Annotated in this window: 24 protein-coding genes and 1 other RNA gene; 19 read left to right on the forward strand and 6 right to left on the reverse strand. The window is 59.0% G+C overall.

Annotation, left to right across the window (positions count from 1 at the left end):
- Positions 1–22: 22 nt before the first annotated feature.
- The gene (locus ACRER8_RS14125) at positions 23–1,372 is read left to right on the forward strand and encodes a tryptophan--tRNA ligase (RefSeq protein ID WP_431746866.1); all 1,350 of its coding nucleotides are present in this window, start codon (positions 23–25) and stop codon (positions 1,370–1,372) included.
- Between the two features lie 61 nt (positions 1,373–1,433).
- Positions 1,434–2,528 (forward strand): cell division protein ZapE, encoded by a 1,095-nt coding sequence (gene zapE / locus ACRER8_RS14130; protein ID WP_431746867.1) that lies wholly within the window; start codon positions 1,434–1,436, stop codon positions 2,526–2,528.
- A 108-nt stretch (positions 2,529–2,636) separates the two neighbouring features.
- Here zapE and ACRER8_RS14135 read toward each other — a convergent pair whose 3' ends face one another.
- Positions 2,637–3,533, reverse strand: a complete 897-nt coding sequence (locus ACRER8_RS14135; protein ID WP_431746901.1) for a GlxA family transcriptional regulator — start codon at positions 3,531–3,533, stop codon at positions 2,637–2,639.
- 245 nt (positions 3,534–3,778) lie between these two features.
- Between ACRER8_RS14135 and ACRER8_RS14140 the strand changes: the two genes are divergently transcribed.
- Positions 3,779–4,915 (forward strand): acyl-CoA dehydrogenase family protein, encoded by a 1,137-nt coding sequence (locus tag ACRER8_RS14140; protein WP_431746868.1) that lies wholly within the window; start codon positions 3,779–3,781, stop codon positions 4,913–4,915.
- Positions 4,916–5,083: 168 nt separating this feature from the next.
- Here ACRER8_RS14140 and ACRER8_RS14145 read toward each other — a convergent pair whose 3' ends face one another.
- The gene (locus ACRER8_RS14145; RefSeq protein ID WP_431746869.1) at positions 5,084–6,121 is read right to left on the reverse strand and encodes an NADP(H)-dependent aldo-keto reductase; all 1,038 of its coding nucleotides are present in this window, start codon (positions 6,119–6,121) and stop codon (positions 5,084–5,086) included.
- A gap of 240 nt (positions 6,122–6,361) precedes the next feature.
- Here ACRER8_RS14145 and rplM point away from each other — a divergent pair, with 240 nt between their 5' ends.
- The 7 genes from rplM (at position 6,362) to ACRER8_RS14180 (ending at position 11,317) form a co-directional block, all read left to right on the forward strand.
- The gene (gene rplM / locus ACRER8_RS14150; protein ID WP_431746870.1) at positions 6,362–6,790 is read left to right on the forward strand and encodes a 50S ribosomal protein L13; all 429 of its coding nucleotides are present in this window, start codon (positions 6,362–6,364) and stop codon (positions 6,788–6,790) included.
- A gap of 14 nt (positions 6,791–6,804) precedes the next feature.
- Complete coding sequence (gene rpsI, locus ACRER8_RS14155; RefSeq protein ID WP_166596464.1) at positions 6,805–7,197, forward strand: 30S ribosomal protein S9; 393 nt, start codon at positions 6,805–6,807, stop codon at positions 7,195–7,197.
- A 256-nt stretch (positions 7,198–7,453) separates the two neighbouring features.
- On the forward strand, positions 7,454–8,047 hold the full coding sequence (petA, locus tag ACRER8_RS14160; protein WP_431746871.1) for a ubiquinol-cytochrome c reductase iron-sulfur subunit: 594 nt from the start codon (positions 7,454–7,456) through the stop codon (positions 8,045–8,047).
- Complete coding sequence (locus ACRER8_RS14165; protein ID WP_431746872.1) at positions 8,047–9,258, forward strand: cytochrome b; 1,212 nt, start codon at positions 8,047–8,049, stop codon at positions 9,256–9,258. Before petA ends, ACRER8_RS14165 begins: the two co-directional genes overlap by 1 nt.
- Positions 9,258–10,040 (forward strand): cytochrome c1, encoded by a 783-nt coding sequence (locus ACRER8_RS14170; RefSeq protein ID WP_431746873.1) that lies wholly within the window; start codon positions 9,258–9,260, stop codon positions 10,038–10,040. The genes ACRER8_RS14165 and ACRER8_RS14170 overlap by 1 nt, the downstream gene beginning before the upstream one ends.
- Positions 10,041–10,270: 230 nt before the next feature.
- Complete coding sequence (locus ACRER8_RS14175) at positions 10,271–10,888, forward strand: glutathione S-transferase N-terminal domain-containing protein (RefSeq protein ID WP_431746874.1); 618 nt, start codon at positions 10,271–10,273, stop codon at positions 10,886–10,888.
- Between the two features lie 18 nt (positions 10,889–10,906).
- Complete coding sequence (locus tag ACRER8_RS14180; protein ID WP_431746875.1) at positions 10,907–11,317, forward strand: ClpXP protease specificity-enhancing factor; 411 nt, start codon at positions 10,907–10,909, stop codon at positions 11,315–11,317.
- A 180-nt stretch (positions 11,318–11,497) separates the two neighbouring features.
- Here ACRER8_RS14180 and ACRER8_RS14185 read toward each other — a convergent pair whose 3' ends face one another.
- The 4 genes from ACRER8_RS14185 to ACRER8_RS14200 form a co-directional block, all read right to left on the reverse strand.
- Positions 11,498–12,076 (reverse strand): BON domain-containing protein, encoded by a 579-nt coding sequence (locus ACRER8_RS14185; RefSeq protein ID WP_431746876.1) that lies wholly within the window; start codon positions 12,074–12,076, stop codon positions 11,498–11,500.
- A complete protein-coding gene (locus tag ACRER8_RS14190; protein ID WP_092408443.1) occupies positions 12,073–12,666 on the reverse strand; it encodes a phosphoheptose isomerase in 594 nt (197 codons plus the stop codon). Before ACRER8_RS14190 ends, ACRER8_RS14185 begins: the two co-directional genes overlap by 4 nt.
- 160 nt (positions 12,667–12,826) lie before the next feature.
- A complete protein-coding gene (locus ACRER8_RS14195) occupies positions 12,827–13,201 on the reverse strand; it encodes a YraN family protein (RefSeq protein ID WP_431746877.1) in 375 nt (124 codons plus the stop codon).
- On the reverse strand, positions 13,198–15,012 hold the full coding sequence (locus ACRER8_RS14200) for a penicillin-binding protein activator (protein ID WP_431746878.1): 1,815 nt from the start codon (positions 15,010–15,012) through the stop codon (positions 13,198–13,200). Before ACRER8_RS14200 ends, ACRER8_RS14195 begins: the two co-directional genes overlap by 4 nt.
- 222 nt (positions 15,013–15,234) lie before the next feature.
- Here ACRER8_RS14200 and rsmI point away from each other — a divergent pair, with 222 nt between their 5' ends.
- The 9 genes from rsmI to mraY all read left to right on the forward strand — a co-directional run bounded on the left by rsmI (position 15,235) and on the right by mraY (position 24,250).
- Positions 15,235–16,140, forward strand: a complete 906-nt coding sequence (gene rsmI, locus ACRER8_RS14205; protein WP_431746879.1) for a 16S rRNA (cytidine(1402)-2'-O)-methyltransferase — start codon at positions 15,235–15,237, stop codon at positions 16,138–16,140.
- Positions 16,141–16,227: 87 nt separating this feature from the next.
- Positions 16,228–16,585, forward strand: an RNA gene (rnpB, locus tag ACRER8_RS14210) — RNase P RNA component class A.
- A gap of 307 nt (positions 16,586–16,892) precedes the next feature.
- Positions 16,893–17,348, forward strand: a complete 456-nt coding sequence (mraZ, locus tag ACRER8_RS14215; protein WP_110948512.1) for a division/cell wall cluster transcriptional repressor MraZ — start codon at positions 16,893–16,895, stop codon at positions 17,346–17,348.
- Positions 17,345–18,292, forward strand: coding sequence for a 16S rRNA (cytosine(1402)-N(4))-methyltransferase RsmH (gene rsmH, locus ACRER8_RS14220; protein WP_431746880.1), 948 nt, complete (start codon positions 17,345–17,347; stop codon positions 18,290–18,292). Before mraZ ends, rsmH begins: the two co-directional genes overlap by 4 nt.
- Positions 18,289–18,582, forward strand: a complete 294-nt coding sequence (gene ftsL / locus ACRER8_RS14225; protein ID WP_110948514.1) for a cell division protein FtsL — start codon at positions 18,289–18,291, stop codon at positions 18,580–18,582. Before rsmH ends, ftsL begins: the two co-directional genes overlap by 4 nt.
- A complete protein-coding gene (locus ACRER8_RS14230; protein WP_431746881.1) occupies positions 18,579–20,327 on the forward strand; it encodes a peptidoglycan D,D-transpeptidase FtsI family protein in 1,749 nt (582 codons plus the stop codon). Before ftsL ends, ACRER8_RS14230 begins: the two co-directional genes overlap by 4 nt.
- Positions 20,327–21,790 (forward strand): UDP-N-acetylmuramoyl-L-alanyl-D-glutamate--2,6-diaminopimelate ligase, encoded by a 1,464-nt coding sequence (locus ACRER8_RS14235; protein WP_431746882.1) that lies wholly within the window; start codon positions 20,327–20,329, stop codon positions 21,788–21,790. The genes ACRER8_RS14230 and ACRER8_RS14235 overlap by 1 nt, the downstream gene beginning before the upstream one ends.
- Positions 21,783–23,168: a UDP-N-acetylmuramoyl-tripeptide--D-alanyl-D-alanine ligase gene (locus ACRER8_RS14240; RefSeq protein WP_431746883.1), complete on the forward strand. Its 1,386-nt coding sequence runs from the start codon at positions 21,783–21,785 to the stop codon at positions 23,166–23,168. Before ACRER8_RS14235 ends, ACRER8_RS14240 begins: the two co-directional genes overlap by 8 nt.
- On the forward strand, positions 23,168–24,250 hold the full coding sequence (gene mraY / locus ACRER8_RS14245) for a phospho-N-acetylmuramoyl-pentapeptide-transferase (RefSeq protein ID WP_431746884.1): 1,083 nt from the start codon (positions 23,168–23,170) through the stop codon (positions 24,248–24,250). Before ACRER8_RS14240 ends, mraY begins: the two co-directional genes overlap by 1 nt.

A 24,250-nucleotide genomic window follows, 5' to 3' on the forward strand; every position in this document is an offset into this window, starting at 1 on the left:
GACCCAGAATAAGCGACCCGCCATGACCACTCGTATCCTGACCGGCATCACCACCACCGGTACGCCCCATTTGGGCAATTACGCCGGTGCCATTCGCCCGGCCATCGTCGCCAGCCGCCAGAACGACGCCGATTCGTTCTATTTTTTGGCCGATTACCATGCGTTGATCAAGTGTGATGACCCACTGCGCATTCAGCGCTCGCGCCTGGAAATCGCCGCGACCTGGTTGGCGGCCGGCCTGGATGTCGACCGCGTGACCTTCTACCGCCAGTCCGACATCCCGGAAATTCCCGAGCTGACCTGGCTGCTGACCTGTGTCGCCGCCAAGGGCCTGCTCAACCGCGCGCACGCTTACAAGGCCTCGGTGGACAAGAACGTCGAAGCCGGCGAAGACCCGGATGCCGGTATCACCATGGGGCTGTTCAGCTACCCGGTGCTGATGGCCGCGGACATCCTGATGTTCAACGCCCATCAGGTGCCGGTGGGACGCGATCAGATCCAGCACGTGGAAATGGCGCGCGACATCGGTCAGCGTTTCAACCACCTGTTCGGCAATGGCAAGGAATTCTTCGTCATGCCCGAAGCGCTGATTGAGGAGGGCGTCGCGACCTTGCCGGGGCTGGATGGCCGCAAGATGTCGAAGAGCTACGACAACACCATTCCGTTGTTCAGCAGCGCCAAGGAGATGAAAGACGCGATCTCGCGCATTGTCACCGACTCGCGTCTGCCGGGTGAGGCCAAGGATCCGGACAGCTCGCACCTGTTCACCCTGTACCAAGGGTTTGCCAGCAAAGCACAAAGCGACGAGTTCCGCGCCGACCTGCTGCAAGGTATGGGCTGGGGCGACGCCAAGCAGCGGCTGTTCACGCTGCTCGATGGCGAATTGGGCGAAGCCCGCGAGAACTATCATCGTCTGATCGAACGCCCAGCCGATCTGGAAGACATTCTGCAGGCTGGCGCGCAGAAGGCCCGACGCATCGCTACGCCGTTCCTCGGTGAATTGCGTGAGGCGGTTGGCCTGCGATCTTTCCGCACGAGCACTCAAACCGTCGCCGCGACCAAGAAAAAGGCCAGCAAAGGCGCGCGTTTCGTCAGCTTCCGTGAAGACGATGGCAGCTTCCGTTTCCGGCTGTTGGCGGCCGATGGAGAGCAACTACTGTTGTCGCGCAATTTCGCCGACGGCAAGGCTGCTGGCGCGGTGACCAAACAACTGCAGCAAGGTGGCGAACTGGACATTCGGACAGAAGGCGAGGCCTTTACCGTATGGCTGGAAGGCACGTGCGTCGCGGATAGCCCTGCGTTCGCCGATGCTGCCTCCCGTGATGCTGCGGTCCAGAGCCTGAGACTGGCCTTGGCGCCACAACAGGATTAATTGCCATTCCAACGGGCCATCGCTACAGTGGCGGCCCGTTTTTGCTCCCTAGCCAGCGAATATGACGCCCTTAGAAAGTTATCAGAACGACCTGAAAAAACCCGAATTCTTCCATGATGCCGCCCAGGAAAATGCGGTGCGTCATCTACAGCGTCTGTACGACGATCTGGTCGCAGCCGATCAGAACAAGCCGGGCTTGTTCGGCAAGCTGTTTGGCAAGAAAGACGTCACGGTGATCAAGGGCCTGTATTTCTGGGGCGGCGTTGGCCGTGGCAAAACCTATCTGGTCGATACCTTCTTCGAAGCGCTGCCATTTCAGGACAAGATGCGCACGCACTTCCACCGCTTCATGAAGCGTGTGCACGAAGAAATGAAGAACCTCAAAGGCGAGAAGAACCCGCTGACGCTGATCGCCAAGCAGTTCGCGGGCGAAGCGCGAGTCATCTGCTTCGACGAATTCTTCGTGTCCGATATTACCGACGCCATGATCCTCGGCACGCTGATGGAAGAGCTGTTCAAGAACGGCGTGACCCTGGTCGCAACGTCCAACATCGTGCCGGACGGTCTGTACAAGGACGGCCTGCAACGTGCGCGCTTCCTGCCGGCCATTGCGCTGATCAAGCAGAACACCGACATCGTCAACGTCGACAGCGGCGTGGATTATCGTCTGCGTCATCTGGAGCAGGCTGAACTGTTCCATTTCCCGCTGAACGATGCCGCCCAGGAGAGTATGCGCAAAAGCTTCCGCGCGTTGACTCCCGAGTGCACCAAGGCTATCGAAAACGATGTGTTGATCATCGAGAACCGCCAGATCACGGCGCTACGCACTTGTGATGACGTGGCTTGGTTCGATTTCCGCGAATTGTGTGACGGCCCGCGCAGCCAGAACGACTACATCGAACTCGGCAAAATCTTCCACGCGGTGTTGCTCAGTGGTGTGGAGCAGATGAGCGTCACTACCGACGACATTGCTCGCCGCTTCATCAACATGGTCGATGAATTCTACGATCGCAACGTCAAACTGATCATTTCGGCCGAGGTTGAGCTCAAGGATCTGTACACCGGCGGTCGCTTGAACTTCGAATTCCAGCGCACGTTGAGCCGTTTGCTGGAGATGCAATCCCACGAGTTCCTGTCCCGCGCGCACAAACCCTGATACCGCGATCGTTGTAGGAGCCGGCTTGCTGGCGAACACGTCAAATCAGTCACTACGATGTGACTGACTGACCACTGGGTTCGCCAGCAAGCCGGCTCCTACAGGGTTTCAGGCGGCTTGCTGGAATTGCTGGCGATATTGATTCGGCGACAGTTCGGTATGTTGCCGGAAGAGCCGCGCGAAGAAGCTGGCGTCGTCATAGCCCACTTCGTAGCTGATGGTCTTGATGCTCTTACGCGAGCCCGACAGCAGGCCTTTGGCGGTTTCGATGCGCAGCCGTTGCAGGTAGTGCAACGGCTTGTCGCCGGTTGCGGTCTGGAAGCGGCGCATGAAATTGCGAATGCTCATGCCGTGCTCCCGTGCGACATCCTCGAAGCGGAATTTGTCGGCGAAATGCTCTTCGAGCCAATGCTGGATCTGCAGGATGATCACGTCCTGATGCAGCTTCTGCCCGCCGAACCCCATACGACCCGGCGCATAGCTGCGCTGCACCTCATACAGAATGTCGCGCGCGACGGTTTGCGCGACGTTGGCCCCGCAGAAGCGCTCGATCAGATAGATATACAGATCGCATGCCGAAATGCTGCCGCCTGCGCAATACAGGTTGTCGGCGTCGGTCAGGTGCTTTTCCTGATTGAGCAGCACGTTGGGGAAGCGCTCGGCGAACTCGTTGAAGAAGCGCCAATAGGTGGTTGCCTCCTTGCCATCGAGCAGTCCGGCCTCGGCCAGCCAGAAAACGCCACTGGCCTCGCCGCATAACACAGCGCCTCGGGCATGTTGCTCGCGCAGCCAAGGCAAGATCTGTGGATAGCGTTCGCGCAGCATGTCGAAGTTGTCGACGAAGGCGGGCAGGATAATGATGTCGGCGTTTTCCAGCGCGCCGTCGACCGGCAGCACCACCTCGCTGAAGCTGCGTACCTGTTTGCCGTCCGGACTGATCAGGCGGGTTTCGAAGGCGGCTTTGAGGCCTTGGCCCAGCTGTTTGCCGTAGCGCAGGCTGGCCAAATGGAAGAAGTCCTTGGCCTGGGTAAGGGTGGAAGCGAAGATCCCGTCGATTGCGAGGATGCTGACGCGCCGCAATGGCACGGTGTGTTGAATAGACATAATCTTTTGTTCTTATATGGGAAAGTGGTCAAGCAACGGCGTGATCGTCTTATTTTTTGTCGGATGTGTCCAGTGTCGTCTTTGATCGGCTGGGAATACGCTCTCGCTGCAATTGTGTCCGACAATTCCCCACCCCAAGGTGTCCCATGCTTCCAAGAACACTCTTCAGCTCCGAGCACGAGCTTTTCCGCGACAGCGTCCGCAAGTTTCTCGAGCAGCAAGCCGCGCCTTTTCATGCGCAATGGGAGAAGCAGGGGCATGTCGACCGCACGCTTTGGAATCGCGCAGGGGAGCAGGGCATGTTGTGTTCGCACCTGCCGGAAGAATACGGCGGCATGGCGGCGGATTTTCTCTACACCACCGTGGTGATCGAGGAAATCTACCGGCTGGGCCTGACCGGCATTGGATTTTCCCTGCACTCGGACATCGTCGCGCCTTACATCCTCCACTACGGAAGCGAGGAGCTGAAGCAGAAGTATCTGCCAAAGATGGTCTCCGGCGAACTGGTCACGGCCATTGCCATGACCGAGCCGGGCGCCGGTTCCGACCTTCAAGGCGTCAAGACCAGCGCAGTGCTGGATGGCGATGAGTACGTCATCAATGGCTCGAAAACCTTCATCACCAACGGCTTTCTCGCAGATCTTGTGATCGTGGTCGCCAAGACCGACCCCAAGGCTGGCGCCAAGGGCACCAGCCTGTTTCTGGTGGAGGCGGGCACGCCGGGGTTCGAGAAGGGCAAGCGTCTGGAGAAGGTCGGCATGAAGGCGCAGGACACGTCGGAATTGTTCTTTCAGGACGTACGAATCCCCAAGGAGAACCTGCTGGGGCAAGCCGGAATGGGCTTTGCCTATTTGATGCAGGAGTTGCCACAGGAGCGGCTGACAGTCGCCATCGGCGCTATCGCTTCAGCCGAAGCAGCATTGCAGTGGACGCTGGACTACACGCGCGAACGCAAGGCATTTGGTCAGGCCGTCGCCGACTTTCAGAACACGCGCTTCAAGCTGGCGGAGATCGCCACAGAGGTTCAGATCGGTCGCACGTTCATCGACCGCTGCCTGGAGTTGCATCTGGAAGGCAAGCTGGATGTGCCAACGGCGGCCATGGCCAAGTACTGGTCCACGGACCTGCAATGCAAAGTGCTCGATGAGTGCGTGCAGTTGCATGGCGGTTACGGGTTCATGTGGGAATACCCGATCGCCCGGGCCTGGGCAGATGCTCGGGTGCAGCGGATTTATGCAGGCACCAACGAGATCATGAAAGAGATTATTGCTCGGTCTTTGTAGCGTTTCGCAGAGTTCGCCGCGCGACCACACATCTTTGATGGGATACAAAACCCTGTGGGAGCGACTTCATTCGCGAGAGATCGGTACGGGCGACGCACCTTTATCGCCTGAACCACTTTCGCGAATGAATTCGCTCCCACGGTTGTTAATCAGTATCTACGAATGCGATTAAGGCGCCGGATTTGGCTGATCCTTGTGAATCGCTTCGATTCCTGCCAGCACTTCCTCCGATAGCACCAGCTCAGCGCTGGCCAGGTTGCTTTCCAGCTGCTCCAGCGTGGTCGCGCCAATGATGTTGCTGGTCACGAACGCACGGCCGGTTACGAATGCCAAGGCCATTTGGGCCGGGTCCAGGCCGTGTTCGCGGGCCAGGGCGACATAGCGTGCGCAGGCTGCTTCCGATTGCGGGTTGAAGTAGCGGGTGAAGCGGCTGTACAGGCTCAGACGGCATTTCGCCGGTCGTGCGCCATTCGCGTATTTGCCGGACAACAGGCCGAAGGCCATCGGCGAATAAGCCAGCAGACCGCATTGCTCGCGGATCGCAACCTCCGCCAGGCCCACTTCAAAGCTGCGGTTGAGCAGGTTGTACGGGTTCTGGATAGACACCGGGCGCGTCAAGCCGTGAGCCTCGGATTCGGCTAGGTATTTCATCGTGCCCCAAGGCGTTTCGTTGGACAGGCCGACATGGCGGATCTTGCCAGCCTTGACCTGCTCGTCCAGCGCCTGAAGGGTTTCCAGCAGCGGTGTGAACTGCTCGTCGCTGTGGGTGTAGCCCAGCTTGCCGAAGAAGTTGGTGCTGCGCTCCGGCCAGTGCAACTGGTAAAGGTCTAGGTAGTCGGTCTGCAGACGTTTGAGACTCGTATCCACGGCGGCAACAATGTGGTCGCGGTTGAATTTCAGCTGGCCGTCGCGAACGTAGTCGATACCGTTGCCAGGCCCGGCGATCTTGCTGGCCAGAATCCAGTCGGCGCGATCGCCGTTCTTCTTGAACCAGTTGCCGATAATGGTTTCAGTGCTGGCATAGGTTTCTTTCTTTGGCGGCACCGGATACATCTCGGCGGTATCCATGAAGTTGATACCCGCCGCTTTTGCCCGTTCGATCTGGGCGAAGGCCTCGGACTCGCTGTTTTGCTCGCCCCAGGTCATCGTGCCGAGGCAGATTGCGCTGACGTTGAGGTCGGTTCTACCCAGTTTGCGATAGTCCATCTGGCTCTCCTTTTGAAAAGAGCCATAAAAGCAGGTTGAATTTTTTTTCGCAATCTGCATAATTCCGCGTCTCTTTGTCGTGGGAGTGATGCCCCGCGACACAAGACACCGCTGCGATCGAACGCGCTGACCCGAGCCCCCTATAGCGTTCGTGCCCGGCGGCCTTTGACTTGTCAAAGACCGTACTAATGAGTATGCTCCGCCGTCTATTTTTCAGGGCGGCCTTTGAGGCTATAAAGAATGAAAACTTTTACCGCTAAACCGGAAACAGTAAAGCGCGATTGGTATGTCGTCGACGCTGCTGGCCAGACCCTGGGTCGTCTGGCCACTGAGATCGCGAGCCGTCTGCGTGGCAAGCACAAACCGGAATACACTCCGCACGTCGACACTGGCGACTACATCGTCGTGATCAACGCTGAGCAAATCCGCGTTACTGGTGCCAAGACCTCCGACAAGATCTACTACTCTCACTCCGGTTTCCCGGGCGGGATCAAGTCGATCAACTTTGAAAAGCTGATCGCCAAAGCTCCTGAGCGCGTGATCGAGACCGCGGTCAAAGGCATGCTGCCTAAGAACCCGCTGGGTCGCGACATGTATCGTAAGCTGAAAGTCTATGCGGGCGCTGCACACCCTCATACTGCTCAGCAGCCCCAAGAACTGAAGATTTAACGGAATAGTTCATTATGTCGGCGACTCAAAATTACGGCACTGGCCGTCGCAAGACCGCAACCGCACGCGTTTTCCTGCGTCCAGGTACCGGTAACATCTCCATCAACAACCGCTCCCTGGACTCGTTCTTCGGTCGCGAAACTGCCCGCATGGTAGTTCGTCAGCCGCTGGAACTGACCGAGACTGTTGAAAAATTCGACATCTACGTCACCGTCATCGGCGGTGGTGTGAGTGGTCAAGCTGGCGCAATCCGCCACGGTATCACCCGCGCTCTGATGTCCTACGACGAAACTCTGCGTAGCGCTCTGCGCAAAGCAGGCTTCGTTACTCGCGATGCTCGCGAAGTTGAACGTAAGAAAGTCGGTCTGCGTAAAGCGCGTAAGCGTCCGCAGTACTCGAAGCGTTAATTCGCTTTCGTTCAAAAAGAACGCTCGGTTTCCTTACGGAACTGGGCGTTTTTTTATGGGCGTCTATTATTGATTGTGACGACACGAATCATCCATGGACGCCTCTGCACAGGGCTCCCGCTTTTCGCCGAAAGATAGCGTCCTCGGGACGTGAAGATCTTCGATGACCATTCGGCAGGATTTTGGACAGCTAAAAGAATAATTCGAAAGGAAGCCTGGCCAAGCAGGTTTCTACAAGCTGATGGGAGAGGACGGAATGAGCAATGACGGCGTGAATGCAGGCCGGCGTCGCTTCCTCGTCGCGGCCACCTCCGTGGTTGGCGCAGCAGGAGCGGTGGGCGCTGCGGTCCCGTTCGTGGGGTCATGGTTTCCCAGCGCAAAAGCCAAGGCGGCAGGCGCACCCGTAAAGGTCAACATCAGCAAGATCGAGCCAGGCCAGCAGATGATTGCCGAATGGCGCGGGCAACCGGTCTTCATCGTCCACCGCACTGCAGAAATTCTCAGCAACCTGAACAAGATTACCGCGCAGCTCTCAGACCCCGAGTCCAAGAACTCCACTCAACCTGCCTACGTTGATCCTGTTGTTCGTTCGATCAAACCTGAAATGCTGCTGTTGATCGGGATCTGTACCCACCTGGGCTGTTCTCCCACGTTTCGCCCCGAAGTAGCGCCCGCCGATCTCGGTAAAGACTGGGTCGGCGGATACTTCTGTCCTTGTCACGGCTCTCACTACGACCTGGCCGGGCGCGTCTACAAGGCGCAACCTGCACCGCTCAATCTGCCAGTGCCGCCGCATTCCTACGAGTCGGACTCAATCATCGTCATTGGTGTCGATCAGGAGAAAGCGTAATGAGCAAGTTCATGGACTGGATCGATGCGCGTTTCCCTGCCACTTCGATGTGGGAAGACCATCTCAGCAAGTACTACGCGCCCAAAAACTTCAACTTCTTCTATTTCTTCGGTTCGCTAGCGCTGCTGGTGCTGGTCAATCAGATCATCACCGGCATCTGGCTGACGATGAGCTATACGCCATCGGCAGAGGAGGCGTTCGCGTCCGTCGAGTACATCATGCGTGACGTCGAATACGGTTCGATCCTGCGGCTGCTGCACTCCACTGGCGCCTCGGCGTTTTTTATCGTCGTCTACCTACACATGTTTCGCGGTCTGCTTTACGGCTCGTACCAGAAGCCGCGTGAGCTGGTATGGATCTTCGGCATGCTGATCTACCTGGCGCTGATGGCAGAAGCCTTCATGGGCTATCTGCTGCCGTGGGGGCAGATGTCGTATTGGGGGGCTCAGGTGATCATCTCGCTGTTCGGCGCAATCCCGGTGATCGGCAATGACCTGACCCAGTGGATTCGCGGTGACTATCTGATTTCCGGCATCACCCTGAACCGCTTCTTCGCCTTGCACGTAGTGGCGTTGCCGATCGTGATTCTCGGGTTGGTGGTGCTGCATGTACTGGCGCTGCACGAGGTCGGGTCGAACAACCCGGACGGCGTTGATATCAAGAAGCACAAGGACGAGAACGGCAAGCCGTTGGACGGCATCGCGTTTCATCCGTACTACACCGTCAAGGATATCGTCGGCGTCGTGGTGTTCCTGTTCATCTTCTGTTCAGTGGTGTTCTTCTTTCCGGAAATGGGTGGGTATTTCCTGGAGAAACCCAATTTCGAGCAGGCCAATGCCTTCAAGACGCCGGAACACATCGCCCCCGTGTGGTACTTCACGCCGTTCTACGCAATCCTGCGTGCGATTCCTGACAAACTCATGGGCGTCATGGCGATGGGCGCGGCGATTGCGGTGCTATTCGTCTTGCCTTGGCTGGATCGAAGTCCGGTCAAGTCCATGCGCTATAAGGGCTGGCTGAGCCGAGTCTGGCTGCTGCTGTTTTGTGTGGCGTTCGTGATTCTGGGGATTCTCGGCGTGCTGCCCCCCAGCCCCGGACGCGCGTTGCTGTCCCAGGTGTGTACCTTCGTGTACTTCGCCTACTTCATTCTGATGCCGTTCTATACCCGGATGGAGAGGACAAAACCGGTTCCAGAAAGGGTGACCGGCTGATGAAAAAGCTACTGGCTGTTTTTATCCTCGTCGCGCTGCCTGCGTTGTCATTCGCTGCTGAGCATGGCGGCCCGGAGCTGGAGAGCGTCGATATCGATGTTTCCGACAAGGTCGCGATGCAGGATGGGGCGCGAACCTTCGTCAATTACTGCATGGGTTGTCATGGCGCGAAATTCCAGCGTTACGAGCGTGTCGCCGACGATCTCGGCATTCCTCACGAGTTGATGCTGGATAAGCTGGTATTCACCGGTGCCAAGATTGGCGATCACATGGTTGCCGGAATGCAACCGGCCGACGCCAAGACCTGGTTCGGCGCTGCACCGCCGGATCTGACGCTGGTAGCGCGGGTGCGCGGTACGGATTGGCTCTACGGCTACCTGCGGTCGTTTTACGAGGATCCTGCGCGCCCCTGGGGGGTGAACAACAAGGTGTTCCCGAACGTGGGCATGCCCAATGTGCTCGTGGGGCTGCAGGGCCGCCAAGTGATTGGCTGCAAGCAGGTGCAGGTGGTCGAGGATGGCAAGAAGCAATACGACCCGCTTACCGGCTCGCCACTGACCCACGAAGCCTGCGATCAGCTGACCATCGTGCCCAAGACCGGAACGCTGAGCGAAGAGCAGTTCGACGAGAAAGTGAAGAATCTGGTGACCTTCCTCGCTTACTCGGCGAATCCGGTCAAGCTGCAACATCAGCGCATCGGTACATACGTGCTGCTGTATCTGGCGATCCTGTTCATCTTCGCGTACCTGCTCAAGCGCGAATACTGGAAGGATGTGCATTGACCTGAGGTTGGTTCGGCTGCAAACGAAACGCGCTCTGGAGAGCCTCGCTCGGGTAATGGCCGCAGAGCGGGTATAGTGGCGGGCGAAAGATTGCAGAATTTACTTCGAGTAAATGAGCTATCTTGTCGCCCGCGACGAACACCTGCTTCTTGTGGATGTTGCCGGAGGCGCCTTCAGGGCGCGTTCGTTTTTTTTGTGCTTTCCAAATTCAACAAGCGAGGAGGACCGCCATGGGCGTGACCAATCGGTTGGCCTGTTACTCCGACCCCGCCGACCACTATTCCCATCGCGTGCGTATCGTGCTCGCCGAGAAAGGTGTCAGCGCCGAGATCATCGATGTTGCGGGGGGTAGTCAGCCTGCCAAATTGATCGAGGTTAATCCGTACGGCAGCGTGCCGACGCTGGTCGATCGAGACCTGGCGTTGTATGAGTCGACGGTGGTGATGGAATACCTGGATGAACGTTATCCGCATCCGCCTTTACTGCCGGTATATCCTGTGGCCCGGGCCAACAGCCGGTTGCTGATCCACCGGATTCAGCGGGACTGGTGTGCGTTGGTGGATATCATTCTGGACCCTCGCAGCAAAGAAGCTGCCCGTGTCCAGGCGCGCAAGGAACTGCGCGAAAGTCTGACCGGCGTATCGCCACTGTTCGCGGAAAAGCCTTTTTTCCTCAGTGACGAGCAAAGTCTGGTCGACTGCTGTCTATTGCCCATACTCTGGCGCCTGCCGATTCTGGGTATTGAGTTGCCGCGGCCTGCCAAGCCGCTGCTTGATTATATGGAGCGCCAGTTTGCGCGTGAGGCATTCCAGGCAAGTCTGTCTGCTGCCGAACGCGACATGCGCTAAGGCCTAAGGAACCGTTCGATGAACTCCAGTCGCCCCTATCTGATCCGCGCGCTTTACGAGTGGATCGTGGATAACGATTGCACGCCGCACATTCTGGTGAACGCCGAATACCCGGCGGTGCAAGTGCCGCAAGGTTTCGCCAACGACGGCCAGATCGTCCTCAACATCTCACCCAGCGCCGTGCGCCACCTGCACATGGACAATGACGCGGTGAGCTTCGAGGGCCGCTTTGGCGGCGTTCCGCACAGTCTCTTTGTTCCTGTGGCCGCGGTCATGGGCATCTATGCTCGTGAAAACGGCCAGGGCATGGTCTTCGATCTGGAGCCGGCAGTGGATGAGGATGAAGACCTGGACGTGGACGACGATCTGCCACCAGACGACGAGCCGCCCCGCCCGAGCGGCCGGCCGAGTCTGAAAGTGGTCAAGTAACACCCTGCGCAGTAACGAAAAAGGCGATCCCGAGGGGTCGCCTTTTTTTGTGTCTCATACCACCGAACCTTATGGGAATGAACTCGCTCAAGAAGGGGCAGCATATTCCCGAGATATCTGTTGGTTGAAGCTCAGCATTCGTGAGCAAGCTCACTCTCGCAGGTTTTCGACTGCGGCGTATTAATCGATGTACTCAAACAACTTCACGATCTTCTGAACGCCCGCCACGCCCTGAACCAGGTTGGTCGCGCGGGTGGCTTCTGCCTGGGTCAGCAGGCCGAGCAGGTAGACGATGCCGTTCTCGGTCACGACCTTGATCCGCGAGCCTGGAATGGCGCTGTCGGTCAGCATCTGGGTCTTGATCTTGCTGGTCAGCCAGGCGTCGTTGCTGCGCGCCAGCAGGGAGGAGGGCTCGATGACCTGCAGCTCGTTATTGACCTTCTTGACCTTCTGCACCTGGCTGGCAGTCTGTTCGGCCAGTTGCTTGAGGTCGGCCCGCGGGGTTTGGCCAGCGAGCAATACCACGCCGTTGAAGCTGGTCACGACGATGTGCGAGGCGTTGTCCAGGTCCGGACTGGCCTTGGCCACGTTGACGGCGACCTTGGTTTCGATCAGCGAGTCATCGATCTTGCTGCCGAAAGTGCGGGTTCCGCGATCGTCATCGATCGGCGCTTCGCGGCTGACATTGATCACCGAGCTGCATCCGCTGATGCCCAGGCAGAGCGTCAGGGCCAGCAGGCTGAGACGTTTGGATATCATTCTTCACTCCCGAACAATTGGCTGTCGATCAAGTCGCAAAGGCAATGGATCGCCAGCAGGTGGACTTCCTGAATACGTGCAGTGACCTTGGCCGGAACGCGGATTTCGACGTCCTCCGGCAGCAGCAGCGACGCGACGTCGCCGCCGTCGCGACCGGTCAGGGCCACGACGATCATTTCCCGGTCATGTGCGGCCTGGATCGCCTGGATGATGTTGGCAGAATTGCCACTGGTGGAGATCGCCAGCAGCACATCGCCTGGCTGACCCAGCGCACGGATCTGTTTGGAAAAGATTTCGTTGTAGCTGTAATCGTTGGCGATCGAGGTGATGGTCGAGGTATCGGTAGTCAGCGCGATGGCTGGCAGACTCGGACGCTCACGCTCGAAACGGTTGAGCAACTCGGACGAGAAATGCTGTGCGTCGCCGGCCGACCCCCCGTTGCCGCAGGCAAGCATTTTGCCTTCGTTGAGCAGGGCGTTGACCATCACCTGGCTGGCTTGCTCGATGTAAGGTGCAAGAACGTCCATCGCCTGTTGCTTGGTATCGATGCTGGCCTGAAAAAGCTGGCGAATTCGGGATTGCATGTCCATCTATGAAAACCTTAATAGGGGCGGCTGGTCGGGCGACGTCTGAAGCAGGTCATCGGCTTCCCGGCACAAAACTGTGCAGCCCGCAAAGCAAAGAGCAAAAAAAACGGTGTGGGTTGAGTGTTCCGGCGAGCGTGCTGGCATGGCTTTGCGATCGATGCCATCAGCTGTCGAAAGCGTTGCGCAGCCAGTTCAGCGCGGGGGCCGCGCCTGGGTCGCCATTGATTGCCACGACGTCGAAACGGCAGGGGGAATCTGCCCATTTCGACTCGCTTTGCAGAAACCATTGTGCGGCCAGGGTGAGCTTTCCCTGCTTGCGAAAATCGACGCTTTCCAGCGCGCCACCCCATCCGGCGTGGCGTCGATAGCGAACTTCGACGAATACTACTGTATCGCCGTCGAGCATGACCAGATCAAGCTCGCCCCGTTTGCATGACCAGTTCTGCGTGATCAGTTGTAAACCATGTCGCAGCAAGTGCCGCAGGGCGTAGGCTTCGGCCTCGCGCCCTGCGGTCTGTCGCGTATAGCTTGCGGTCAAGGAGCGGTGTCCGGCAGACGCTGAACCTTGCCATCGACGAACTGAGCCCAAGGCAACTGACGCTCGATGCGCTGACCCTGACCGATTGCCAGGCTACCGGACAGGCCGTCGATACGGCTTTCAGGCAAAGCTTTGAGCTGGGTCAGACGCGGCGCCAGACGATAGGCATCGATACCCATGGCGTACAGTCGGCCGAGGCTACCCGATGCCTGTGGCCATTGCGCGGTGACCTGCTGACGCAGCGGGTCGGTCGCGTTCAACAGCCAAGGCGTTTCGCAGAAGCGCACGCCGCTCAAGTCGTTATACATCGCCTGATCGTTGCTGTTGGTGAACAGGTGTGAGGTGGCATAGACCGGAACGTCACCTGCGTACTGGAAAACCATGGTCGGCTTGATCTGTTGAGCTTGCTGAGGGGTTGCGGCCAGGAACATGAAGTCGACGTCCTGGCGACGGCTCGGCTGCGCGGCCATTTGCGCGCCGGTGGTGCTTTGCAGGCGCTGCGCGCGACCTTCGCTGTTACGCAATTGGAATAGATCGGCCACCTGCTGGGCGAGGGCAACAGGCTGGTCGATGCGCTCAACCCCCAGGAAAGTGCCGCCCTTGGCTTGCCAGCTCTGGCGAAAAGCTTCGAGAACGCGGTCGCCCCATTCGCCTTTCGGCACCATGGCTACGGCGCTGCGCTTGCCATCGGCCCAGGCGCGACGAGCTACTTCGCGTGCTTCGTCTTCGGCTGCGAGACCGAACTGGAACAGCTCGGCCGGGCCTTGGACGGTTGAGTCGCTGTAGTTCAGGGCCAGGGTGGTGATCGGCAATTGTTGGTGGGTGCTCAACTGCTTGACCAGCGGCTTTTCCAGTGGACCGACGACCAGTTGAACACCAGCCGCTTTGGCCTGGGCGTAGAACGCATCCATGGACGTCACGCGGGAGCTGTCGAACACTTCGATGGCGGGCGGATTCTGGCCCGCCTGCTGCGCTTGATAGTGCGCGGCCATGAAACCGTCACGCAACGCTCGGGATACCGAAGCCAACGGGCCTTCCTGTGGCAACAGCAGGGCGATTTTGGTCAGCGGTTCGCTTTTCAGCTCGCGCAGTTGCGCCAGTGTGGTCGGCAGTTGGCGTGCCGCAGGGTGTTGCGGGTTCTGTGCCTTCCAGTTGTCGATCGCGGCTTGTTGCTGTTCCAGCGTGCCAGCGCCTTTGACCGCGCGGGCCAGGCTCAGCCAGCCGCCCATGTCGTCGTTGGCGGTGCTTTGCAACTGCTCGGGCGGTAGTGCTGCAACCAGGGTCCAGATGGCGTCGTTGTTGGCGCTCAAAGCATCGCCTTGCAGCAGCGGCCCCATGAATACACGCTCGCTGGCGGCGGCGAGCGTCTGGCCGTCGGCTTCAAGGGCGCGGGCGCGAACGGTGTGGGTGCGGGTCTGCAGATCAACCGGCATCTCACCCAGATGCTGCATGCTTGGGTGATTGAGTGCGGTCAACGCCGCTTTTGGCTGGCTGCGTCCCAGTGCCAGCTCGGCGGCCAGGGTGTTGGCGTAGATCTGCTTGTCGGTCTTGAGCTGATCCATCTGGACCTGCTCGAGAATGCTGGCAGCGCGACTGTAGTCGTTCTGGCGCGCGGCGAGATCGGCGGCGGTCAGTCGCAGCAGGGCGGCCTGATCGGGAGATTTGGCAGCAGCGGCTTGTTCAAGCAGTTGCTCGATGCTGGCGTCAGGTGTGCGTGGCAGTTCGCCAAGACTGGAGGAGGGCGAACCGGCACAAGCGGCCAACAGGGCAGCCAGGCAGAGGGCAGATAACAGCCGCAGGCAAGCGATCATGTCTATGTTCCTGATACTTGAGCAAATTAGCGTGGAATTGTACCCAAGCACTGGCCGGGGCGCGATGTTGTAGGCGTTAAGGCAGCAATATTGGCCGCGCTGAAGCGCAATCGGACGTTTCAGTCAGTGGTTTTGCCCAAGTCGGGACGAAGGCATGGGTGTGTGAGCGTATGTGTCGGTCCATTTTTCAATCTCCCTGTTTGCATCGCCTTAACCTGTACAATGCAGGCTTTAATCGAACATGAGGTGTGCGCTTTGACTGCTCCGGGTGCTTTGAATTCCACTACAGGCTCGCTTTATGTGGTGGCCACGCCGATCGGCAACCTGGATGACATGAGTGTGCGTGCTTTGAAGGTGTTGCGTGAGGTGTCGCTGATTGCCGCTGAAGATACCCGGCATTCATTACGACTGATGCAGCATTTCGGCATCGAGACGCCGTTGGCTGCATGCCATGAGCACAACGAGCGCGAAGAAGGCAGCCGCTTCATCGCGCGTCTGCAGGCCGGCGATGACGTCGCGCTGATTTCCGATGCCGGCACTCCGCTGATCTCCGACCCCGGTTATCACCTAGTGCGTCAGGCCCGGGCCGCGGGTATTCAGGTCGTGCCGGTGCCGGGTGCCTGCGCGTTGATCGCGGCCCTGTCAGCGGCGGGGCTGCCGTCCGATCGTTTCATCTTCGAAGGTTTTCTTCCGGCCAAGTCGGTGGGGCGCAAGGCGCGCCTGGAATTACTCAAGGAAGAACCGAGAACGGTGATCTTCTATGAAGCGCCGCACCGGATTCTGGAATGTCTGCAGGATCTGGAAGACATCTTCGGCGCGGACCGTCCTGCAGTGCTGGGCCGCGAATTGACCAAAACTTTCGAAACCCTCAAGGGTCTGCCATTGGGTGAGCTTCGCGCTTTCGTCGAGGGTGACAGTAACCAGCAGCGCGGCGAATGCGTGGTGTTGGTCGCCGGTTGGAGCGAACCTGAAGGTGAGGATGCGATAGGCACCGAAGCGCGGCGCGTGCTGGACCTGCTGCTCCAGGAAATGCCACTTAAACGTGCGGCGGCATTGGCGGCAGAGATCACCGGCGTGCGCAAGAATCTGCTTTATCAGGTGGCGCTTGAGAAGCAGAAAGGGGAGTGATCGATCCCCGTCGGCCCGTCTTATAAATGTCCGAGGGGCTTATTAAAGCTTGTTCTTGTGTCGCCGTGCCATTAACCTTGGCGGCGGAGAGTCGATTGGACAGTCGCTGCCTTTCATTGTTCCGCAATGAAGGGGGGAGGAAAGTCCGGGCTCCATAGGGCGGAGTGCCAGGTAACGCCTGGGGGGCGCGAGCCTACGGAAAGTGCCACAGAAAATAACCGCCTAAGCACTTCGGTGCCGGTAAGGGTGAAAAGGTGCGGTAAGAGCGCACCGCACGTCTGGCAACAGTTCGTGGCTAGGTAAACCCCACTCGGAGCAAGACCAAATAGGGTTCCAAGGCGTGGCCCGCGCTGGAACCGGGTAGGTTGCTAAAGATGTCCAGTGATGGCCATCGTAGAGGAATGACTGTCCTCGACAGAACCCGGCTTACAGATCGACTCTCCACCTCTTTTTCCCTCCCTCGTTTGTACCGTTTCTCCCTCCTTGTAATGCCAAAAAAATCTTAAACCTCATAAAACACTTTAACTCCGGCACCCATCTTTTTGAGTTCCTTCGGAATTATCCGTAGGAACGTTCCGAAATTTCTCGAAACTCCTCTTTCACCCGTCGTAAATCTCCGTCCTGTAAGGGTTTTCCTTAAGAAGTCGCCTTGACGGTGTGGTGGGCGCATTCCTATAGTGTGCGCAAGTGGCGGAAAGTGGCATGAAGTGGGTTTTTTTACCGCAAAAAAGTAATATTCGGAGAAAGCGCCTGTGTTTCGTGGTGCAAACGCAATCAATCTCGATGCAAAGGGCCGTCTCGCTATGCCGAGTCGGTACCGTGACGAGTTGGATTCGCGTAGCTCCGGCCAATTGATCGTGACCATTGATACCGTCGACCCATGCTTGTGTATCTATCCGCTCCCCGAATGGGAGCTGATCGAAGCCAAATTGCGTGAGCTCGCCACATTCCGTGAAGAGAACCGTCGTCTGCAGCGCCTGTTGATCGGTAATGCGGTTGATCTGGAACTTGATGGCAGCGGGCGTTTTCTGGTGCCGCCGCGTTTGCGTGATTACGCCAAGCTCGATAAGCGAGTGATGCTGGTAGGCCAGCTGAATAAGTTTCAACTGTGGGATGAGGACGCCTGGAACGCACTTGCTGATGCGGACCTCGCGGCCATTCAAAAACCGGGCGCGATGCCTGATGAACTGCGTGATTTGATCCTGTGACTACGAATAGCGGCTTTACCCACATCACCGTACTGCTCGAAGAAGCCGTCGAGGCTCTCGCGGTGCGCGCCGATGGCTGCTATCTGGATGGCACTTTCGGACGGGGCGGACACAGCCGTCTTATATTGCAGAACCTGGGGCCGGATGGCCGACTTCTCGGATTCGACAAAGATCCTCAAGCGATTGCGACAGGGCAAGCGCTGGCGGCCGAAGACGGCCGCTTTGTCATTGTGCAGCGCAGTTTTGCCGAATTGGGCTCCGAAGCTCTGGAACGCGGCATCGCTGGAAAACTCAGCGGCATTCTGCTCGACCTTGGCGTTTCGTCGCCGCAGCTGGACGACCCTGAGCGCGGATTCAGTTTCATGAACGATGGCCCGCTGGATATGCGCATGGACCCCTCTCGAGGGATCAGCGCCGCGGAGTTCGTTAACACTGCACCCGCTGAAGAGATCGCCCGCGTCTTCAAGGAGTACGGCGAAGAGCGCTTCGCCAGGCGCATGGCCGGCGCCGTCGTTGCTCGTCGCGAAACCCAACCCTTCGAACGCACAGCCGACCTGGCCGAAGTGCTGAAAGTCGCCAACCCTGCCTGGGAAAAGGGCAAGAATCCGGCGACTCGTGCTTTCCAGGGCTTGCGTATTCACGTCAACAACGAACTGGGTGATCTGGAAGCTGGCCTCGACGCCGCGCTGGAAACCTTGGAAGTAGGCGGCCGTCTGGCAGTCATCAGTTTTCACTCGCTGGAAGACCGAATCGTCAAACTGTTCATGCGCAAGCTGGTCAAGGGCGAGTCTGACAACATGCCGCGCAATCTGCCGATCCGCCATCAGGCGTTCGAGCCGCGCATCAAACTGATCGGCAAGGCGCAGTTCGCTTCCGACGAGGAAACCCGCGCCAACCCACGCTCGCGCAGTGCAGTCATGCGTGTTGCGGAGAAACTACGGTGAGTCGCGGTTTCTTCAAGCCATTGCCCGGCGGCAGCTTCTTCATGCTGCTGCTGTTCATTGCCGTTCTCGTTTCGGCTATCGCCGTTTCCTATAGCGCGCATTGGAATCGTCAGCTGCTCAACTCGCTGTACGCCGAACTCAGCGTTCGCGACAAGGCGCAAGCCGAATGGGGGCGTCTGATTCTTGAGCAAAGCACCTGGACCGCACACAGCCGCATCGAAGCGCTGGCGACCGACCAACTGAAAATGCGCATCCCGAACGCCGCCGATATCCGGATGGTGTCGCCATGATGAAACTGGAAGGGGCGCTCTACCCTTGGCGGTTCCGCGTCGTGGTCGCCTTGCTGTCTGTGCTGGTAGCGGCGATTGCCTATCGCATCGTCGACTTGCAGGTTATCGATCATCGTTTCCTGATCGAACAGGGCGATGCGCGCAGCCTGCGTAACGTTTCGATTCCCGCACACCGTGGTCTGATCACTGACCGTAACGGCGAGCCTCTGGCTGTCAGTACGCCGGTCACCACCATTTGGGCCAACCCATCTGAAATGCAGGCGGACAAGAGCAAGTGGCCGCAACTGGCGCAGGCGCTGGGCCAGGATCCGAAAGCCATGGCCGACCGCTTGAATGAGCAGGCCAGCAAAGAGTTCATCTATCTGGTTCGCGGCCTGACCCCGGAGCAGGGTCAGTCGGTCCTCGATCTCAAAGTCCCCGGTGTTTACGGCAAGGAAGAATTCCGCCGTTTCTACCCAGCCGGTGACGTAACGGCACACATGGTTGGCTTCACCGACCTCGACGATCACGGCCGTGAAGGCGTCGAACTCGCTTATGACGACTGGCTTGCGGGTGTGCCGGGCAGAAGGCAAGTGATCAAGGATCGGCGCGGCAGGCTCATCAAAGACCTGCAAGTGAAGAAAAACGCCAAGGCAGGGAAGACCTTGGCTTTGTCTATTGATCTGCGCCTGCAATACCTGGCGACCCGCGAGTTGCGCAACGCGATTCAGGAAAACGACGCCAAGGCTGGCAGCCTGGTGATCATGGATGTGAAGACTGGCGAAGTACTGGCGATGGTCAACCAGCCGACCTACAACCCGAATAACCGCCGCACCATGGTCCCGGCCGCGATGCGTAACCGCGCGATCATCGACGTGTTCGAGCCGGGTTCGACCATGAAACCGATCTCCATGACCGCAGCCCTGGACAGTGGCCGCTGGAAACCCAGCGACAAGGTCGAGGTGTATCCCGGCACCCTGCAGATCGGCAAGTACACCATTCGTGACGTGACCAAGACCGAGGGCCCGATCCTCGACCTGACCGGCATCCTGATCAACTCCAGTAACGTCGGCATGAGTAAAGTCGCGTTCGACGTCGGTGGCGAAGCTATTTTCCGTGCGATGCAGCGTGTGGGTCTGGGCCAATACACCGGCCTCGGGTTCCCCGGCGAGCGCGTGGGCAATCTGCCGAACTATCGTGAGTGGCGCAAGGCGGAAACCGCCACGCTGTCATACGGCTATGGCCTGTCGGTGACGGCGCTGCAGCTGGTGCACGCCTACTCGGCGCTGGCCAACAACGGCAAGATCGTCCCGCTGACCATCCTTAAAACCGACAAGCCATCGGATTCGGTTCAGGCAATTCCGGAAGCCACGGCAAAAACCCTGCAAGGCATGCTGCAGCAGGTGATCGAGGATCCGCGCGGCGTCTACCGTGCTCGCGTGCCGTCGTATCACGTGGCGGGTAAGTCGGGTACTGCGCGTAAGACTTCGGTAGGCACCAAAGGTTATGCCGAGAACTCCTACCGCTCGCTGTTCGCCGGTTTCGGCCCGATGAGCAACCCGCGTTACGCCATCGTGGTGGTGATCGACGAACCGAGCAAAGGCGGCTACTTCGGTGGTCTGGTTTCCGCGCCAGTGTTCAGCAAAGTGATGTCAGGCACATTGCGTCTGATGAACGTGCGCCCGGACAACCTCGCGCCGGTTCCACCTGAACAGCAAGCCAATGCCGCACCGCTGGTCGTTCCAGTCAAGGGAGGGCGCGGCTGATGTCCTTCAATCTGAGCAAAATCTTCGCCCAGAGCGACCGAGACCTGTTGATTCGTGAATTGACCCTGGACAGCCGCAAGGTCCGACCTGGCGATTTGTTCCTGGCGATCCCGGGTCTGAAGGTCGACGGCCGCGATCACATTACCGATGCCATTGCCCACGGCGCCGCCGCTGTGGCCTATGAAGTCGAAGGCGCCAAGGTGCTGCCGATCACCGATATTCCGATGATTCCGGTCAAGGGTCTGGCCGCGCAGCTGTCGGACATCGCCGGGCGTTTCTACGGCGATCCGAGCCGCGGCATGGACCTCGTCGGCGTGACTGGTACAAACGGCAAGACCAGTGTCACCCAGTTGATTGCGCAAGCGCTCGACAAACTGGGTCAGCACTGCGGTTTGATCGGCACGCTGGGTACCGGCTTTTATAGCGAGCTGAAAAGCGGCATTCATACCACGCCCGATCCGATTTCCGTGCAGTCGACCATCTACGACCTGAAAAAGGCCGGAGCCAAGGCCATTGCCATGGAAGTATCGTCCCATGGCCTCGATCAGGGTCGTGTCACCGCGCTGGCGTTCGACGTCGCTGTGATGACCAACCTGTCTCGGGACCATCTGGATTACCACGGCACGATGGAGGCTTATGCCGCTGCCAAGGCCAAGTTATTTGCCTGGAATGACCTCAGTTGCCGCGTGATCAATCTCGACGACGAGTTCGGTCGCCAACTGGCCGCCAAACCCCATGCGTCGCGCCTGATCACCTACAGCCTGGAAGACAGTGGTGCCTATCTGTTCTGCCGCGATGCGCAGTTCGATGATGACGGTGTCCGCGCCACGCTGGTTACGCCCCAGGGCGATCACGTATTGCGCAGCAGCCTGCTCGGCCGTTTCAACCTGAGCAACGTGCTCGCGGCAGTCGGCGCCTTGATGGGCCTGGACTATCCGCTGGACGACATTCTCAAAGTGCTGCCTAGCCTCGAAGGCCCGATCGGCCGCATGCAGCGCCTGGGTGGCGGCGCACGTCCGCTGGTGGTGGTCGATTACGCTCACACCCCGGATGCGCTGGAAAAAGTCCTCGCCGCTCTACGCCCGCACGCGAAGGGTCAATTGGCCTGCCTGTTCGGCTGCGGCGGTGATCGCGATCGCGGCAAGCGTCCGCTGATGGCCGAAGTGGTCGAGCGCCTGGCGGACAAGGTATTGGTCACCGATGACAACCCCCGCACCGAAGACCCTGCGCGGATTTTCGACGACATCCGTCCGGGCTTCAGTGCGGTAGATAACGTCGAGTTCGTGGCCGGCCGTGGTCAGGCCATTGCCCAGATCATCGCTCGGGCGCAGGCCGCCGACGTGATCGTGCTGGCAGGCAAGGGGCACGAGGATTACCAGGAAATCGATGGTCAACGCCATCCGTTTTCCGATCTCGAAGAAGCCGCCAAGGCACTGGACGCATGGGAGGCTGCACATGCTTAAGCCACTGTCGTTCAGCGCACTGCTGCTGCCGCTCGATGCTCGTCGAGTGGGCGAAGACGCAAGTTTCAGCAGCGTCAGTATCGACAGCCGGGCGATCAATCCCGGGCAATTATTCGTGGCACTGACCGGCCCGAATTTCGATGGTCACGATTATCTCGATCAGGTCGCTGCCAAAGGTGCAGCTGGCGCGTTGGTCGAGCGTGAGATTCCAGGCAGTGGATTGCCGCAACTGATCGTTGGTGATACCCGCAAGGCGCTGGCGCAGTTGGGAGCGATGAATCGCAACGCATTCGTCGACAAACCAGTGGCTGCAATCACCGGTTCCAGCGGCAAGACCACCGTCAAGGAAATGCTCGCGAGCATCCTGCGCACACGCGGTCCGGTACTGGCGACTCGCGGCAATCTGAATAACGAACTGGGTGTTCCGCTGACCCTGCTGGAGCTGGCGCCGGAATTCGACGCCGCGGTGATCGAGCTGGGCGCTTCGCGTGTCGGTGAAATCGCTTTCACCGTCAGCCTGACCAAACCTCACGTCGCGGTGCTGACCAATGCCGGGACCGCGCATGTCGGTGAGTTCGGCGGCCCCGAAAAAATCGTCGAAGCCAAGGGCGAAATCATTGAAGGGCTGAATATCCAGGGCACAGCGGTGTTGAATCGTGACGATAAGGCGTTCGACATCTGGGTTGCCCGTGCTGGCGCGCGCAAGGTACTGAGCTTCTCTACCAAAAACAGCGAAGCGGACCTGTACGCCAGCGATCTGGGCATCGATGCCCGTGGCTGCCCAGGTTTCACGCTCAACAGCCCGAACGGATCGGCGCAGGTGCAACTGAATCTGCTGGGTGCGCACAACGTGGCCAACGCATTGGCTGCCGCCGCCGCCGCCCATGCACTGGGCGTCTCGCTGCCGGGCATCGTCGCCGGGCTCGATAGCGTTCAGCCGGTCAAGGGCCGCACGGTGGCGCAACTGGCAAGCAATGGCATTCGCGTGATCGACGACACCTACAACGCCAACCCGACTTCCGTTGCCGCAGCCACCGATATCCTGGCCGGCTTCTCAGGTCGCAGGGTCTTGGTGCTGGGCGATATCGGCGAGCTGGGAGGCTGGGCAGAGCAGGGTCATCGCGACGTCGGCGCTTACGCAGCCGGCAAGGTCGACGCGCTGTATGCCGTCGGTCCGTTGATGGCCCATGCGGTCAACGCTTTCGGGCAGGATGCCCGCCATTTTGCAAGTCAGGCCGAGCTGATCGAGGCGCTGGGCGCCGAGCAAGACAAAAACACCACCATTTTGATCAAAGGTTCTCGCAGCGCCGCGATGGAAAACGTCGTTGTCGCGCTGTGCGGAACTCAGACTTACCCCTTGAAGGCGGAGAAACATTAATGCTGCTGCTGCTGGCCGAGTATCTGCAACAGTTCTACAAAGGCTTCGCGGTCTTCCAATACCTGACCCTGCGCGGGATCCTTGGCGTGCTCACAGCATTGTCACTCTCGCTGTGCCTCGGTCCATGGATGATCCGAGCCCTGCAGAGCAAGCAGATCGGCCAATCCGTCCGTAATGACGGGCCTCAATCTCACCTGTCCAAATCCGGCACCCCGACCATGGGCGGTGCACTGATTCTGTCCGCCATCGGGATCGCGACGCTGTTGTGGGCAGACCTTTCCAATCGCTACGTGTGGGTGGTGCTGATCGTCACGCTGCTGTTCGGCGGCATCGGCTGGGTGGACGACTATCGCAAGGTCATCGAGAAAAACTCGAAAGGCCTGCCAAGTCGCTGGAAGTATTTCTGGCAATCGGTATTCGGACTGGGCGCTGCGATCTTCCTTTATATGACCGCGCAGTCGCCGGTGGAGACCACGCTGCTGATCCCGATGTTCAAGGACTTCAGCATTGTGCTGGGCATTGGCTTCGTGATCCTGACCTACTTCGTGATCGTCGGCTCCAGCAACGCAGTCAACCTGACCGACGGCCTGGATGGCCTGGCAATCATGCCGACGGTCATGGTCGGCGGCGCGCTGGGTATCTTCTGCTACCTGTCCGGTAACGTGAAATTCGCCGAATACCTGCTGATCCCCTATGTACCAGGCGCGGGCGAACTGATCGTGTTCTGCGGTGCGCTGATCGGCGCCGGCCTGGGCTTCCTCTGGTTCAACACCTATCCGGCCCAGGTCTTCATGGGCGACGTCGGCGCGCTGGCGCTGGGCGCAGCCCTTGGCACCATCGCGGTCATCGTTCGTCAGGAAATCGTCCTGTTCATCATGGGTGGCGTATTCGTGATGGAGACCCTGTCAGTGGTCATTCAGGTCGCATCCTTTAAATTGACCGGCCGCCGCGTTTTCCGCATGGCGCCGATCCACCACCACTTTGAACTCAAAGGCTGGCCCGAGCCGCGCGTGATCGTCCGTTTCTGGATCATCACCGTGATTCTCGTGCTGATCGGCCTTGCTACGTTGAAACTGAGGTAA

The organism is Pseudomonas sp. (assembly GCF_050739935.1).
In the GTDB taxonomy this organism is placed as follows: domain Bacteria; phylum Pseudomonadota; class Gammaproteobacteria; order Pseudomonadales; family Pseudomonadaceae; genus Aquipseudomonas.

Bases quoted from the DNA above. Each gene is read 5' to 3' on its own strand.
- ACRER8_RS14125 (WP_431746866.1), top strand. From the start codon at position 23: ATGACCACTCGTATCCTGACCGGCATCACCACCACCGGTACGCCCCAT.
- zapE (WP_431746867.1), top strand. From the start codon at position 1,434: ATGACGCCCTTAGAAAGTTATCAGAACGACCTGAAAAAACCCGAATTC.
- ACRER8_RS14140 (WP_431746868.1), top strand. From the start codon at position 3,779: ATGCTTCCAAGAACACTCTTCAGCTCCGAGCACGAGCTTTTCCGCGAC.
- ACRER8_RS14145 (WP_431746869.1), bottom strand. From the start codon at position 6,121: ATGGACTATCGCAAACTGGGTAGAACCGACCTCAACGTCAGCGCAATC.
- rplM (WP_431746870.1), top strand. From the start codon at position 6,362: ATGAAAACTTTTACCGCTAAACCGGAAACAGTAAAGCGCGATTGGTAT.
- rpsI (WP_166596464.1), top strand. From the start codon at position 6,805: ATGTCGGCGACTCAAAATTACGGCACTGGCCGTCGCAAGACCGCAACC.
- petA (WP_431746871.1), top strand. From the start codon at position 7,454: ATGAGCAATGACGGCGTGAATGCAGGCCGGCGTCGCTTCCTCGTCGCG.
- ACRER8_RS14165 (WP_431746872.1), top strand. From the start codon at position 8,047: ATGAGCAAGTTCATGGACTGGATCGATGCGCGTTTCCCTGCCACTTCG.
- ACRER8_RS14170 (WP_431746873.1), top strand. From the start codon at position 9,258: ATGAAAAAGCTACTGGCTGTTTTTATCCTCGTCGCGCTGCCTGCGTTG.
- ACRER8_RS14175 (WP_431746874.1), top strand. From the start codon at position 10,271: ATGGGCGTGACCAATCGGTTGGCCTGTTACTCCGACCCCGCCGACCAC.
- ACRER8_RS14180 (WP_431746875.1), top strand. From the start codon at position 10,907: ATGAACTCCAGTCGCCCCTATCTGATCCGCGCGCTTTACGAGTGGATC.
- ACRER8_RS14185 (WP_431746876.1), bottom strand. From the start codon at position 12,076: ATGATATCCAAACGTCTCAGCCTGCTGGCCCTGACGCTCTGCCTGGGC.
- ACRER8_RS14190 (WP_092408443.1), bottom strand. From the start codon at position 12,666: ATGGACATGCAATCCCGAATTCGCCAGCTTTTTCAGGCCAGCATCGAT.
- ACRER8_RS14200 (WP_431746878.1), bottom strand. From the start codon at position 15,012: ATGATCGCTTGCCTGCGGCTGTTATCTGCCCTCTGCCTGGCTGCCCTG.
- rsmI (WP_431746879.1), top strand. From the start codon at position 15,235: ATGCAGGCTTTAATCGAACATGAGGTGTGCGCTTTGACTGCTCCGGGT.
- ACRER8_RS14230 (WP_431746881.1), top strand. From the start codon at position 18,579: ATGATGAAACTGGAAGGGGCGCTCTACCCTTGGCGGTTCCGCGTCGTG.
- ACRER8_RS14235 (WP_431746882.1), top strand. From the start codon at position 20,327: ATGTCCTTCAATCTGAGCAAAATCTTCGCCCAGAGCGACCGAGACCTG.
- ACRER8_RS14240 (WP_431746883.1), top strand. From the start codon at position 21,783: ATGCTTAAGCCACTGTCGTTCAGCGCACTGCTGCTGCCGCTCGATGCT.
- mraY (WP_431746884.1), top strand. From the start codon at position 23,168: ATGCTGCTGCTGCTGGCCGAGTATCTGCAACAGTTCTACAAAGGCTTC.